12 protein-coding genes are annotated in these 13,275 nt (G+C 60.2%); 5 read left to right on the plus strand and 7 right to left on the minus strand.

The features are described from left to right. Positions 1–12 precede the first annotated feature (12 nt). From crcB to LOY35_RS18100, 4 genes are all read right to left on the minus strand, one after another. Complete coding sequence (gene crcB / locus LOY35_RS18085; RefSeq protein ID WP_041023696.1) at positions 13–390, minus strand: fluoride efflux transporter CrcB; 378 nt, start codon at positions 388–390, stop codon at positions 13–15. Then, positions 387–1,712, minus strand: a complete 1,326-nt coding sequence (locus tag LOY35_RS18090; protein ID WP_258625353.1) for a replication-associated recombination protein A — start codon at positions 1,710–1,712, stop codon at positions 387–389. Before LOY35_RS18090 ends, crcB begins: the two co-directional genes overlap by 4 nt. Positions 1,713–1,877: 165 nt before the next feature. Then, complete coding sequence (lolA, locus tag LOY35_RS18095) at positions 1,878–2,501, minus strand: outer membrane lipoprotein chaperone LolA (RefSeq protein ID WP_258625355.1); 624 nt, start codon at positions 2,499–2,501, stop codon at positions 1,878–1,880. A gap of 56 nt (positions 2,502–2,557) precedes the next feature. Beyond that, positions 2,558–4,963, minus strand: coding sequence for a DNA translocase FtsK (locus tag LOY35_RS18100; RefSeq protein WP_144931154.1), 2,406 nt, complete (start codon positions 4,961–4,963; stop codon positions 2,558–2,560). A 318-nt stretch (positions 4,964–5,281) separates the two neighbouring features. On the opposite strand from LOY35_RS18100, the gene trxB reads away from it, so the two are divergent. The 4 genes from trxB (at position 5,282) to infA (ending at position 8,113) form a co-directional block, all read left to right on the plus strand. After that, the gene (trxB, locus tag LOY35_RS18105) at positions 5,282–6,241 is read left to right on the plus strand and encodes a thioredoxin-disulfide reductase (protein ID WP_258625357.1); all 960 of its coding nucleotides are present in this window, start codon (positions 5,282–5,284) and stop codon (positions 6,239–6,241) included. A 108-nt stretch (positions 6,242–6,349) separates the two neighbouring features. Further along, entirely contained in the window at positions 6,350–7,030 is a 681-nt protein-coding gene (gene aat, locus LOY35_RS18110) for a leucyl/phenylalanyl-tRNA--protein transferase (protein WP_258625360.1), read from the plus strand. 56 nt (positions 7,031–7,086) lie between these two features. After that, entirely contained in the window at positions 7,087–7,794 is a 708-nt protein-coding gene (locus LOY35_RS18115; RefSeq protein ID WP_041023701.1) for an arginyltransferase, read from the plus strand. A 100-nt stretch (positions 7,795–7,894) separates the two neighbouring features. Continuing rightward, positions 7,895–8,113, plus strand: a complete 219-nt coding sequence (gene infA / locus LOY35_RS18120) for a translation initiation factor IF-1 (RefSeq protein ID WP_002553999.1) — start codon at positions 7,895–7,897, stop codon at positions 8,111–8,113. A gap of 244 nt (positions 8,114–8,357) precedes the next feature. Here the strand turns inward: infA and clpA are convergent, their stop codons facing one another. Together clpA and clpS are read right to left on the minus strand one after the other, a co-directional pair. After that, positions 8,358–10,628 (minus strand): ATP-dependent Clp protease ATP-binding subunit ClpA, encoded by a 2,271-nt coding sequence (gene clpA, locus LOY35_RS18125; protein ID WP_258625361.1) that lies wholly within the window; start codon positions 10,626–10,628, stop codon positions 8,358–8,360. A 29-nt stretch (positions 10,629–10,657) separates the two neighbouring features. After that, complete coding sequence (gene clpS, locus LOY35_RS18130) at positions 10,658–11,020, minus strand: ATP-dependent Clp protease adapter ClpS (protein WP_041023703.1); 363 nt, start codon at positions 11,018–11,020, stop codon at positions 10,658–10,660. A 241-nt stretch (positions 11,021–11,261) separates the two neighbouring features. Here clpS and cspD point away from each other — a divergent pair, with 241 nt between their 5' ends. Further along, complete coding sequence (gene cspD, locus LOY35_RS18135; protein ID WP_258633674.1) at positions 11,262–11,525, plus strand: cold shock domain-containing protein CspD; 264 nt, start codon at positions 11,262–11,264, stop codon at positions 11,523–11,525. Positions 11,526–11,602: 77 nt separating this feature from the next. Here the strand turns inward: cspD and icd are convergent, their stop codons facing one another. Continuing rightward, positions 11,603–12,859: an NADP-dependent isocitrate dehydrogenase gene (icd, locus tag LOY35_RS18140; RefSeq protein WP_024779303.1), complete on the minus strand. Its 1,257-nt coding sequence runs from the start codon at positions 12,857–12,859 to the stop codon at positions 11,603–11,605. Positions 12,860–13,275: the final 416 nt, after the last annotated feature.

Below are 13,275 nucleotides of genomic sequence, written 5' to 3' on the forward strand. Positions count from 1 at the left end.
TCGGTCTCTCGTTTAGATAAGTTTGGTCAGGGACAGGCCGGCCCAGGTGGCGAGCAGCCCGCCGAATACGCTGGCAGCCGCATAGCCCAGGGCCAGCGGCACCTGCCCGCTTTCCAGCAGGCGCACCGTATCCAGTGAAAAGGACGAAAAGGTCGTCAGGCCGCCAAGGAAGCCGACGATCAGCCCCGCGCGCACTTCGACAGGCACTTCGGGACGAATCAGGAACAGACCGTATAGAACGCCGATCAGCAGACAGCCCACGATATTAACGGTCAGCGTCGCGGTATAGAAGTGCCGGGGCCAATTTGCATTGACCCAATTCGCGGCGGCGAAACGTGCCAGGGTGCCGGCGATACCGCCAGCGGAAACTGCAAGTATCAGGGGGATCAAGGCTTTCTCCGCTGCCGTGGGCTCAGACGATCCAGTTGCGCCAGATGGTTCAGCTTCTCGCCGATCTTCAGTTCCAGGCCACGGGGCACCGGCTGATAGAACGACTGGGGGTCGAGCGCTTCGGGGAAATAGTCCTCGCCGGCGGCGTAGGCGTCCGGCTCATCGTGGGCGTAACGGTATTCTTCGCCATAGCCCAACTGCTTCATGAGCTTGGTCGGCGCGTTGCGCAGGTGCAGCGGTACCTCGAGGGAACCATGTTCGGTGGCGCTGCGCATGGCCGCCTTGAAGCCCATGTACACCGCGTTGCTTTTCGGCGCGCAGGCCAGGTACGTGATGGCCTGGGCCACGGCGAGCTCGCCTTCGGGGCTGCCCAGGCGCTCCTGCACGTCCCAGGCCGCCAGGCACAGACTCAGGGCCCGGGGATCGGCATTGCCGATGTCCTCGCTGGCCATGCGCACCACCCGCCGCGCGAGGTACAACGGATCGCAGCCACCGTCGATCATCCGGGCAAACCAGTACAGGGCAGCATCGGGGTTGGAACCGCGTATGGACTTGTGCAGCGCCGAGATCTGGTCGTAGAACGCCTCGCCGCCCTTGTCGAAGCGCCGCCGGGTATCGCCCAACAGGCTTTGCAGCAGCTCGACGCCGATCTCGCTGTCGTCCTCGGCCAGGTCCGAAGCGTTCTCCAACAGGTTGAGCAAGCGTCGGCCATCGCCATCGGCGGCTGAACACAGGATCTGGAAACCTTCGTCGCTGAGGCTCAGCTTGCGCTTGCCCAGGCCGCGTTCTTCGGTCAGCGCCCGGTGCACCAGCTTGCGCATCGCCGCTTCGTCGAGACTCTTGAGCACATAGACCCGCGCCCGGGACAACAAGGCGTTGTTGAGTTCGAACGAAGGGTTTTCGGTGGTGGCACCGATGAAGATCAGCGTGCCGTCTTCGACATACGGCAGGAACGCGTCCTGCTGGGACTTGTTGAAGCGGTGCACTTCGTCGACGAACAAAATGGTGCGCTTGCCGTACTGTCCGGCCTGCTGCTTGGCGACTTCCACCGCCTGGCGGATCTCCTTGACCCCGGCCAGGACCGCCGAGACCGTTTCGAAATGGGCATCCGAAACCTCCGCCAGCAACCGGGCCAGGGTGGTCTTGCCCACGCCCGGCGGCCCCCAGAAGATCATCGAATGCAGCGCACCCTGCTCCAGGGCTTCGCGCAGGGGCTTGCCCCTGGCCAGCACATGCTCCTGGCCGACGTACTCATCCAGGTTGGCCGCGCGCAGACGGGCGGCCAATGGCTGGGCAATCGGGGCGCTTCGAAACAGGTCCATCACTGCTTATGCAACCTCCACTGGACACTCTTGAACAGCACAATCCCTCTGTGGGAGCGAGCCTGCTCGCGATGGCAATACCACATTCAACATCAATGCTGACTGATCCGACGCTATCGCGAGCAGGCTCGCTCCCACAGGTCCTGTGTTCCAATCAGCTATTGTTTATTCCTGGATTACATCGGCACCCTTGGGGATGTCGAACTTGAACTTGGACGCCGCGATCGACTCGTTGGCCTTGACCCCGGTGAACAGGATATTGGTGCGCTGGCCGACGCTGTCGATCAACTGCATGTCATTGACCAGACCGTTACGGAACGACAAGCGCAGGCTGTCGAACAGGCTGTCCTTGGTCTTGGGCTTGAGGGTGAAGTCGATCACCCCGCCCGCTTCCTTGGCCGTGATGTCGAAGCTCTGGCTGATCTTGGAAATATCCCCCGACAGCAACAAGGCCGGCGTCTGGGTCAGGCGCTGGTCGAGATTCTTGATGGTGACCTGCTCCAGGTCCGGGTCCCACAGGGAGACTTTCTTGCCATCGGACACCATCAACTGCTCGGCCGGTGCATCGGTGTGCCAGTAGAACAGCCCCGGACGCTGGAGCGCCATGTCACCGGTGGTTTCCTGCAACTGGGTGCCGCTGCCGTCCAGGGTCAGCTGGGAAAAGCGTGCGGTCAGGGTCTTGGATGTTTCCAACAGCTGGGTCAGGCGAGCCACGTCCTTTTCGTCGGCGTGGGCCGACAAGGTGGTCAGGGCCAGTACGGGCAACAGCAGCATGCGAATCAGGCGCATGGGAGTCCTCATGAATTCGTGGGGGGCGAGCGGCGCGTACAGGGCCGCCCGGGTCGTTAGTCGCGCATCGGGCCCGGCGCCAGCACTTCGCGCGAACCATTGGTGTTCATAGCCGTCACGACCCCGGCCATTTCCATGGCCTCGATCATGCGTGCGGCACGGTTGTAGCCGATCTTGAGCTTGCGCTGGACGGCGGAAATCGACGCCCGGCGGCTTTCCAGGACGAACTGCACCGCTTCATCGTAGAGCGCATCGGTTTCCGCGTCCTCGTCGCCACCGCCACCGCCGCCCTCGAAACCGCTACCGGCTTCTTCGACGCCGTTGAGGATGTCGTCGTTGTATTCGGGAGCGCCGCGCAGTTTCCAGGCTTCCACCACGCGGTGCACTTCATCGTCGGAGACGAACGCGCCATGTACCCGGATTGGCAGGCTGGTGCCCGGCGGCATGTAGAGCATGTCACCGTGACCGAGCAATTGCTCGGCGCCGCCCTGGTCGATGATGGTTCGCGAGTCGATCTTGCTGGACACCTGGAACGCCATTCGGGTCGGGATGTTGGCCTTGATCAGGCCGGTGATCACGTCCACCGACGGCCGCTGCGTGGCGAGGATCAGGTGGATACCGGCCGCACGGGCCTTCTGGGCGATACGGGCGATCAGTTCTTCGACCTTCTTGCCGACGATCATCATCATGTCGGCGAATTCGTCCACCACTACCACGATGGTCGGCAGCTTGTGCAGCAGCGGCGCCTCGTCGTGGATGTTTTCGCGGTGGTACAGCGGGTCGGTCAATGGCGTGCCCGCCTCCTCGGCTTCCTTGACCTTGGCGTTGAAGCCCGACAGGTTGCGCACGCCCAGCTTCGCCATCAGCTTGTAGCGGCGCTCCATCTCGGCGACGCTCCAGCGCAGGGCGTTGGCGGCGTCCTTCATGTCGGTGACCACCGGGCACAAGAGGTGCGGGATGCCTTCGTAGATCGACAACTCAAGCATTTTCGGGTCGATCATGATCAGCTTGGCGTCTTCCGGGCCGGACTTGAACAGAATCGACAGAATCATCGCGTTCACACCCACCGACTTACCGGAACCGGTGGTACCGGCCACCAGCAGGTGGGGCATCTTCGCCAGGTCGGTGATGACCGGCTTGCCGCCAATGTCATGGCCCAGGGCCAGGGTGACCGGCGACTTGTGGTTGTCGTACTCGGGCGTCGACAGCACTTCGGAGAAGCGCACGATCTGCCGGTCCTCGTTGGGAATCTCGATACCCACGGTGGTCTTGCCGGGAATCACTTCCACCACCCGCACACTGGTCACGGCCAGCGAACGCGCCAGGTCTTTGGCGAGGTTGGCGATGCGACTGACCTTCACGCCGGCGGCCGGCTGGATTTCGTAACGGGTGATGACCGGGCCCGGGTGAATCGAATCCACCGACACCTCGACCCCGAATTCCTTGAGCTTGATCTCCAGCAGATGACCGACAGCCGCCAGGGATTCGGGAGAATAATTGAGCTGCTTCTTTTCCGCCGGGTCGAGGATCGAGATCGGCGGCAAGGTGCCTTCCACCGCGCTGTCGACGAACAGCGGCACCTGTTTTTCCTTCTGCACGCGCTTGCTCTGCTCAGGCGGCTTGGCCGGGGCCATGGTGATGACCGGCGGCACCTGTTTCTCGCGCTCGGACATGTGCTTGCTCAAGGCCTGCTCACGCTCGATCAGGCGTTCCTTGACCTTGGCCTGCTCGCGCTTGTCGGGCACCGTCGGGGCCACCACGTCATGGACCCGGTCGTCCACTTCGCGCAGTTGTGCCACCAGTTGCTTGCGCTCGGTGCGCGCCGCCCACCAGCGGTTCACGGCGCCCTGGATCAGTTCGATCAGGTCGAGGGTGATCTTGCCGGTGACGTCCATGACCTTGAACCACGACAGGTCGGTGAACACCGTCAGGCCAAACAGGAACAGGGCGATGAACAGCAGCGTGCTGCCCTGGATGTTCAGGGCGTTCCTGGCCAGATCGCCGAGGCTTTCCCCCAGGGCGCCGCCCGCCCCGGCCGGCAGGCCAGTGGGGGCATGGAAATGGATATGGGCCAGCGCGGCCCCCGACAGCACCAGGAACACCAGGCCGATCAGCCGCCAGGAAAACAGCCAGCCGCTCCACTGCCACGGTTCGTGGCGCTGGCGGAAGATCTGGTATGCCTTGATTGCCAGCAACAGCGGGAAAATATAGGCGAAATAACCCAGCACCATGAACAGGATGTCGGCGCTGTAGGAGCCGGCCGGACCGCCGAAGTTCTGCACGTCGTCGATCTTGCTGTTATGGCTCCAACCCGGATCGTCCTTGCCATAGGTCAGCAAGGCCATCATCAGGAACAGGCACAAGGCACCGATAGCGATCAATGCACCTTCCTTGAGCCGGTAGTGCAATTGCTGGCGCCAGAGCGGAACGACTGTTTTAGGTGCTGCGGTGGATTTCTTCAAAACGCTTCTTTTCCTGCGCCAACGGCGCGTCCATCTGTTGAATGACTATAAAAAACTGCTCATTACAAGCAGGTAAAAAAGTGAATGTGCACAACCGGTACTACTTTTACCACTGAGAGGTGCGTCCAGAAAACCGCAGGTGTTGCCGAAGATGTTGATCTTTAGCCCATCCTGCGTTCAAAACTCAAGCATTGTACGGGTTTGTCGGCTCCGAGGCATTGCCCGCACGCCGGGTGCCAGGGTCGCCGGAAACAGGCCGCACAAGCGCCAATTGGACCACGCATTGTCTTTTGTGACAAAGGCTTATGAGGTGTTTTTATGAACGAAGTGAAGCATTCGCGCCTGATCATTCTCGGTTCCGGCCCCGCAGGGTACAGCGCAGCGGTCTACGCCGCCCGAGCCAACCTCAAACCCGTTGTCATTACCGGCATGCAGGCCGGTGGCCAGCTCACCACCACGGTCGAAGTCGACAACTGGCCCGGCGATGTCGAGGGGCTGACCGGTCCGGCCCTGATGGAACGCATGCAGCGACACGCCGAACGCTTCGACACGCAGATCGTCTACGACCATATCCACACCGCCAAGTTGCAGCAGCGACCGTTCGAGCTCATCGGCGACAGCGGCACCTACACCTGCGATGCCTTGATCATCGCCACCGGCGCCTCGGCCCAGTACCTGGGCCTGCTCTCGGAGGAGACGTTCGCCGGCAAAGGCGTTTCCGCCTGCGCAACCTGCGACGGATTCTTCTACCGCAACCAGGTGGTGGCCGTGGTCGGCGGCGGCAATACCGCGGTAGAAGAGGCCCTGTACCTCTCCAACATTGCCAAGGAGGTGCATTTGATCCACCGCCGGGACAAGCTGCGCTCGGAAAAAATACTGCAGGACAAGCTCTTCGAAAAGGCCACTAACGGCAATATAAGGCTGCACTGGAACCAGAACCTTGACGAAGTGCTGGGGGACGCCAGCGGCGTGACCGGTGCGCGCCTGCGCAGCAGCCAGAGCGGCGAAACCAGCACGTTGCAATTGGCCGGGGTATTCATCGCCATCGGTCATAAGCCCAATACCGACTTGTTCCAGGGCCAGTTGAGCATGCGCGACGGCTACCTGCTGGTGCGCGGCGGCAGCGAAGGCAATGCCACCGCCACCGATATCGAAGGCGTGTTCGCGGCCGGCGACGTGGCCGACCATGTGTATCGACAGGCCATTACCTCGGCCGGTGCCGGCTGCATGGCCGCGCTGGATGCGGAGAAGTATCTCGATGACATTCCGGCCGTTTGACGGTTAATCTTCGAACCAGTGCTCCTTTGTGGCGAGGGGATTTATCCCCGCCACAATTCATCCGCGCACAACCTCTGGTCCCCTCCCCTTCTGCAAGTTCGGACAACAATGCTGACGTGGTTACAACGCAATACCTTTGATTTTCCTCCCCTGGAAAAAGCCATGCGCGATCCCAACGGCTTGCTGGCCGCCGGCGGCGATCTGTCTGCGGACCGGCTGATCCAGGCGTATCGCCATGGCTGCTTCCCCTGGTTTTCCGAAGGGCAACCGATCCTGTGGTGGTCTCCCGACCCTCGCACGGTGTTGTTTCCCGACGAACTGCACGTCTCGCGCAGCCTGGGCAAGCTTCTGCGCAAGCAGCGCTATGAAGTGACGTTCGACAAGGACTTCGCGGCAGTCATCCAGGCCTGCGCCGCGCCGCGAGAGTATGCGGACGGCACCTGGATCACTGGCGCCATGCAAACCGCCTACCTGGAGCTGCATCGGCGCGGCTTTGCCCATTCGGTGGAGGTCTGGGACCAGGGCCTGCTGGTGGGTGGCCTGTACGGCCTGGCCATGGGCCAATTGTTTTTCGGCGAATCCATGTTCAGCCGGGCCGACAACGCGTCGAAATTCGGCTTCGCCACCCTGGTCCAACACCTCAAGGCGGCCGGTTTTGTGCTGATAGACTGTCAGATGCCCACCGAGCACTTGCACAGCCTGGGCGCGCGATCGATCGCCCGCACGGCATTTGCCGGTTACCTCAAGGCGCACCTGGACCAGCCCAACCACGCAACCTGGGTTTGCTGAGCGACATTTGCCCCAGTGGCTTACACTTAATCCAAAGCTTATTCCGAGGGTTGATCATGACCGAGTTGGCGCGCTTGAAGTTTTATGCCACTCAACCTCATTCTTGCAGTTATCTGCCCGAAGAGCAGGCCACGACGCTGTTCCTCGACCCTAGCCAGCCCATGGATGTGCATGTCTACGCAGACCTGTCGGAAATGGGCTTTCGGCGCAGTGGCGATCATCTCTACCGGCCGCATTGCCAGCATTGCAATGCGTGTGTGCCGGCGCGCATTCCCGTGGCGCAATTCACGCCCGATCGCCAGCAGAAACGCATTTTCAAGCGCAACGCCGATCTCCAGGTCCGGCCGGCCAAGCCACAGTTCAGCGAAGAGTATTTCGACCTGTACCAGCGCTACATCGAGCAGCGCCATGCCGACGGTGACATGTACCCGCCCAGCCGCGATCAGTTTTCGACCTTCCTGGTGCGCGACCTGCCCTTTTCCCGCTTCTATGAATTCCGCCTCGAAGGGCGATTGGTGGCGATTGCCGTCACGGACCTGCTGCCCAATGGGCTTTCGGCGGTGTACACCTTCTACGAGCCGGAGGAAGAACGACGTAGCCTGGGACGTTTTGCCATCCTCTGGCAAATCAACGAAGCACGCCGCCTGGGCCTGGAAGCGGTGTACCTGGGCTACTGGATCAAGAACTGCAAGAAAATGAACTACAAGACCCAATATCGACCGATTGAACTGCTGATTAACCAGCGTTGGGTTGTCCTCAGCTAGAACCCCTTGGCTTGCCCCCCCTTTTTCGGGCACAATGCACGCCGCTTTTGCCTGGCGCAGTTGCACCGGGCCATTCACTGGATACCGAGGGCTTTACTGCATGTCGAAAGAAGACAGCTTCGAAATGGAAGGCACTGTCGTCGACACCCTGCCCAACACCATGTTTCGCGTGGAGTTGGAAAATGGGCACGTCGTTACCGCGCACATCTCCGGCAAGATGCGCAAGAACTACATTCGTATTCTTACCGGCGACAAAGTGCGCGTCGAGCTGACGCCCTATGACTTGAGCAAAGGGCGCATCACTTACCGCGCTCGCTAACAGGTCAATACAAAACGCCCGGCTTATACCGGGCGTTTTTGTTTGCCCGGGATTTGATAACCACGCAGATCCAATGTGGGAGCGAGCCTGCTCGCGATGGCGGTGGATCAGCTTGCATTAATGTTGAATGTATCGACGCTATCGCGAGCAGGCTCGCTCCCACAGGGGACTGCGGCGAACTCGATATCTTCAAGACAGCAAAAAGGCGCCTCCCGGCGCCTTTTTGCTTTACTACAGGTCTCGATCAGGCCATTTCGGCCGTGGTTTCGAAGTCGAAGGTCAGCTCGCCGTCCTTGATGTCGATGTGGACCACACCGCCATGCTCGGCCAGTTCGCCAAAGAGGATCTCCTCGGCCAGCGGACGCTTGATCTTGTCCTGGATCAAGCGAGCCATCGGCCGCGCGCCCATCGTCACATCGTAACCACCCTCTGCCAGCCAGCTGCGGGCCGCATCGGTGACTTCCAGCAGCACACGCTTGTCTTCGAGCTGCGCCTGGAGTTCGGTGAGGAACTTGTCCACCACACTTTTGATGACCTCATGGCTGAGGCGACCAAACTGGATAATGGTGTCCAGGCGGTTGCGGAATTCAGGCGTGAAGCTCTTCTTGATCACTTCCATCGCATCGGACGAATGGTCCTGATGGGTGAAACCGATCGAAGCGCGCGCCGCGGTTTCGGCACCGGCGTTCGTGGTCATGATCACGATCACATTGCGGAAGTCCGCCTTGCGCCCGTTGTTATCGGTGAGCGTACCGTGGTCCATGACCTGCAAGAGCAAGTTGAAGACTTCCGGATGCGCCTTCTCGATTTCATCGAGCAACAGCACGCAGTGGGGTTGCTTGGTGATGGCTTCGGTCAGCAGGCCGCCCTGGTCGAACCCGACATACCCCGGAGGCGCACCGATCAGACGCGATACGGTGTGGCGCTCCATGTACTCGGACATGTCGAAGCGCACCAGTTCGATCCCCATCGCCTTGGCCAGTTGCCGCGCAGCCTCGGTCTTGCCGACACCGGTAGGACCGGCGAACAGGAAGGACCCGACTGGCTTGTCCGGCGACTTGAGGCCGGCGCGGGACAGCTTGATGGCGGTCGACAGCGAGTCGATGGCCGCGTCCTGGCCGAACACCGTCAGCTTCAGGTCACGCTCAAGGTTACGCAGCAGCTCCTTGTCGGAACTGGTGACGTGCTTGGGCGGGATACGTGCGATCTTCGCCACGATGTCCTCAACCTGAGGCACTTCGATGCGCTTGACGCGCTTCTCTACCGGTTGCAGGCGCTGATAGGCACCCGCCTCGTCGATCACGTCGATGGCCTTATCGGGCATGTGCCGGTCATTGATGTAGCGCGAGGCCAACTCGGCAGCGGCCCGCAGGGCTTCATCGCTGTATTCGATACTGTGGTGCAGCTCGAACCGACCCTTCAGGCCGCGCAGGATGCCAATGGTGTCTTCCACCGAAGGCTCCGAGACGTCGACTTTCTGGAAGCGCCGGGCCAGGGCACGGTCCTTCTCGAAGATCCCGCGGAACTCCTGGAAGGTGGTCGACCCGATGCAACGGATATCGCCCGACGACAGCAGCGGCTTGAGCAGGTTCGAGGCGTCCATGACCCCGCCGGACGCGGCGCCCGCTCCGATGATGGTGTGGATTTCATCGATGAACAGGATCGCCTGCGGACGTTTTTTCAACTCGCCCAGCAATGCCTTGAAGCGCTTCTCGAAATCGCCGCGGTACTTGGTGCCGGCCAGCAGGGCACCCAGGTCGAGGGAGTACACCACGCTGTTAGCCAGCAGGTCCGGTACCTGGTTGTCGACAATGCGCTTGGCCAGGCCTTCGGCAATCGCGGTTTTACCCACGCCCGCCTCACCCACCAGCAACGGGTTGTTCTTGCGACGCCGGGCCAGGATCTGCGCGACGCGCTCGACCTCGATTTCGCGCCCGACCAACGGATCGATACGCCCCTGGCGCGCCAGTTCGTTCAGGTTGCTGGCATAGGCATCCAGCGGATTGCCCGAAGAAGAGGACTCACCACCCTCCTCGTCCTGCATATCCTGCTCGCCTTCGGAATGATCGCCATGCCCCGGCACTTTGGAAATGCCATGGGCGATGTAGTTGACGACATCTATACGCGCAACGCTCTGCTGCTTGAGCAGGAAGACCGCCTGGCTTTCCTGTTCGCTGAAGATGGCGACCAGCACGTTGGCGCCGGTGACTTCACGCTTGCCCGAGCTCTGCACATGAAAGACAGCACGTTGCAGGACGCGCTGGAAGCCCAGGGTTGGCTGGGTTTCGCGATCCTCGTCATGAACGGGGATCAACGGCGTGGTGGAGTCAATGAACTCCTGCAGGTCATGCTTGAGTTTATCGAGGTTCGCGCCACAGGCACGCAAAACGGTGGCGGCAGCCTCGTTATCCAGTAGGGCCAGCAGCAGGTGTTCGACGGTCATGAACTCATGACGCTTCGAACGGGCCTCCTTGAAGGCTAGATTGAGGGTGACTTCGAGCTCGCGGTTTAACATGGCTTCACCTCATACCCAAGTGGTCGGCGTTAACCGTCCTTCTCGATTTCACAGAGTAGCGGATGCTGGCTTTCCCGGGCGTACTGGTTGACCTGCATGGCCTTTGTCTCGGCGATGTCGCGGGTAAACACTCCACATACTGCCCGTCCCTCTGTATGAACGGCCAGCATGACCTTGGTCGCCAGCTCGCGATTCAGGTTAAAAAACACCTCGAGCACTTCGACGACGAAATCCATCGGTGTGTAGTCATCGTTGAACAAAACCACCTTGTACATCGGTGGCGCCTGCAACGTAGGCTTTGCTTCCTGAACAGCAATGCCCGCGGAATCGTCGTCATGTAGATCCGGGCGATCCTGATTGAATGTTAGTCGAATCTGGCTGATTGCATGCATGGAAAGAAAGGTTCGTTTAGTTGGCAAATACAGTGATGGGGGCACTGGCAGGCGATTTCAACCGCCGCTGCCAGGTCACCTTGACTATCGGCAAAACGGTGTTACAACCAATAGAGCCCATCGCGGGTTAAAAAGGTCCGCGGAATCGATCCTTGAAACAAGATTAGATTGCGGATGAACTGGATGATACTCCAGTGATGGAGTGCGTTGCAGAGGGAAATGGTCTATGTCGGTCGTCAAGATGAGTGGCAAGGTGAAATGGTTCAATAACGCCAAGGGCTACGGCTTTATTCTGGCGTCTGGCAGGGATGAAGACCTTTTTGCGCATTTCTCGGCCATCAGGATGGAAGGCTACAAAACCCTGAAGGCCGGGCAACCTGTCACATTCGAAGTGATCCAGGGCCCCAAGGGCCTGCATGCGGTGAATATTTCGCCGGTCGAGGTCGAAAGCACCTCCATCCCCGAAAAAGTCAAAGTCAAAACCAGAGTCACTGAAACCCATTGACCTGCCGTAATCATCGGTCAAAAAGACGCCCGGCTCGATTACTCGAGCCGGGCGTCTTTTATTGCTCGTCGATCCGCTTACATGTGTGAGATCAAGGCATCGCCAAAGCCCGAGGACGACACCAGCTTGGCGCCTTCCATCAAGCGTTCGAAATCATAGGTCACGGTCTTGGCCGAAATCGCGCCATTGGTGCCCTTGATGATCAGGTCGGCCGCTTCGGTCCAGCCCATGTGACGCAGCATCATTTCTGCCGACAGGATCAGCGACCCCGGGTTGACCTGGTCCTTGCCCGCATACTTGGGCGCGGTGCCGTGGGTGGCTTCGAACATCGCCACGGTGTCGGAGAGGTTGGCACCCGGCGCGATACCGATACCGCCCACCTCCGCCGCCAGGGCGTCGGAGAGGTAGTCGCCATTGAGGTTGAGGGTTGCGATCACGTCGTATTCAGCCGGACGCAACAGGATCTGCTGGAGCATCGCATCGGCGATGGCGTCCTTGACGACCACGTTCTTGCCGGTCTTCGGATTCTTGAACTGCATCCACGGCCCGCCATCGAGCAGCGTGGCGCCGAATTCCTCGGCGGCCACTTCGTAGGCCCACTCCTTGAAGGCACCTTCGGTGAACTTCATGATGTTGCCTTTGTGCACGATGGTCAGGGAGTCGCGATCATTGTCGACCACGTATTGCAAGGCCTTGCGTGCCAGGCGCTTGGTGCCCTGCTTGGAGACCGGCTTGACGCCGATGCCGCAATCTTCGTCGAAACGGATCTTGGTGACGCCCATTTCTTCTTTCAGGAACTTGATGACCTTGGTGGCCTCGGCCGAACCGGCCTTCCACTCGATGCCCGCGTAGATGTCTTCGGAGTTCTCACGGAAAATCGTCATGTCCACGTCGCCAGGCTTTTTCACCGGGCTCGGCACGCCTTCGAACCAGCGCACCGGGCGCAGGCAGACATACAGGTCCAACTGCTGACGCAGGGCCACGTTCAACGAACGGATGCCGCCGCCGACCGGCGTGGTCAGGGGGCCCTTGATGGACACCACATAATCCTTGACCGCATCCAGGGTTTCCTGGGGCAGCCAGGTGTCCTGGTCGTAGACCTGGGTGGCTTTTTCACCGGCATAGACTTCCATCCAGGAAATCTTGCGCTTGCCGCCGTAGGCCTTCTGCACCGCAGCGTCCACAACCTTGATCATGACCGGACTGATGTCGACGCCAATGCCGTCGCCTTCGATGAAGGGGATGATCGGGTTGTCGGGAACATTAAGAGAATGGTCTGCATTGACGGTGATTTTGTCACCGACGGCTGGAACCTGAATCTTTTGATACCCCATGCTGAACTCCATTGCTTGGATTGAACATCTGGCTGCGTTCGAGCGTACCCCAGTTGAATCGACGCGCAAACCCTACGTTAGACCCATCGACGGGAAAGTCGCGCAGTTCGCCGCGTACAAGCCTGAAAAACAAGGGAAAAGCGCCAAATATGAGCATAGTCCACCACGCCAGACCTGCGACGTTTAGACCAATGGACGTGTACGGAGGTCTATGAACCATCGGCAGATTGCCAGCTACCTATGTATAATGCCGCCGCTGACCGCAGGGTCACTACGGCTGACTGCTCTACCAAGGGCCTTCCCGCCAGTTATAAAGCCGGACCGTTACCGCGGCCCGACCGCTTGACGCTCGACTGATGCACCCAACATCACCGCGAAGAAACCTCGACATTCGGCTCACGGCTGACTTTGAACGA

The organism is Pseudomonas sp. B21-028, from assembly GCF_024749045.1.
Classification (GTDB): domain Bacteria; phylum Pseudomonadota; class Gammaproteobacteria; order Pseudomonadales; family Pseudomonadaceae; genus Aquipseudomonas.

What these genes read in the sequence shown, in the direction of transcription:
- lolA (WP_258625355.1), bottom strand. Translation starts at nt 2,501, where the DNA reads ATGCGCCTGATTCGCATGCTGCTGTTGCCCGTACTGGCCCTGACCACC.
- clpA (WP_258625361.1), bottom strand. Translation starts at nt 10,628, where the DNA reads ATGTTAAACCGCGAGCTCGAAGTCACCCTCAATCTAGCCTTCAAGGAG.
- aat (WP_258625360.1), top strand. Translation starts at nt 6,350, where the DNA reads ATGCTGACGTGGTTACAACGCAATACCTTTGATTTTCCTCCCCTGGAA.
- clpS (WP_041023703.1), bottom strand. Translation starts at nt 11,020, where the DNA reads ATGCATGCAATCAGCCAGATTCGACTAACATTCAATCAGGATCGCCCG.
- infA (WP_002553999.1), top strand. Translation starts at nt 7,895, where the DNA reads ATGTCGAAAGAAGACAGCTTCGAAATGGAAGGCACTGTCGTCGACACC.
- trxB (WP_258625357.1), top strand. Translation starts at nt 5,282, where the DNA reads ATGAACGAAGTGAAGCATTCGCGCCTGATCATTCTCGGTTCCGGCCCC.
- cspD (WP_258633674.1), top strand. Translation starts at nt 11,262, where the DNA reads ATGAGTGGCAAGGTGAAATGGTTCAATAACGCCAAGGGCTACGGCTTT.
- LOY35_RS18115 (WP_041023701.1), top strand. Translation starts at nt 7,087, where the DNA reads ATGACCGAGTTGGCGCGCTTGAAGTTTTATGCCACTCAACCTCATTCT.
- icd (WP_024779303.1), bottom strand. Translation starts at nt 12,859, where the DNA reads ATGGGGTATCAAAAGATTCAGGTTCCAGCCGTCGGTGACAAAATCACC.
- LOY35_RS18090 (WP_258625353.1), bottom strand. Translation starts at nt 1,712, where the DNA reads ATGGACCTGTTTCGAAGCGCCCCGATTGCCCAGCCATTGGCCGCCCGT.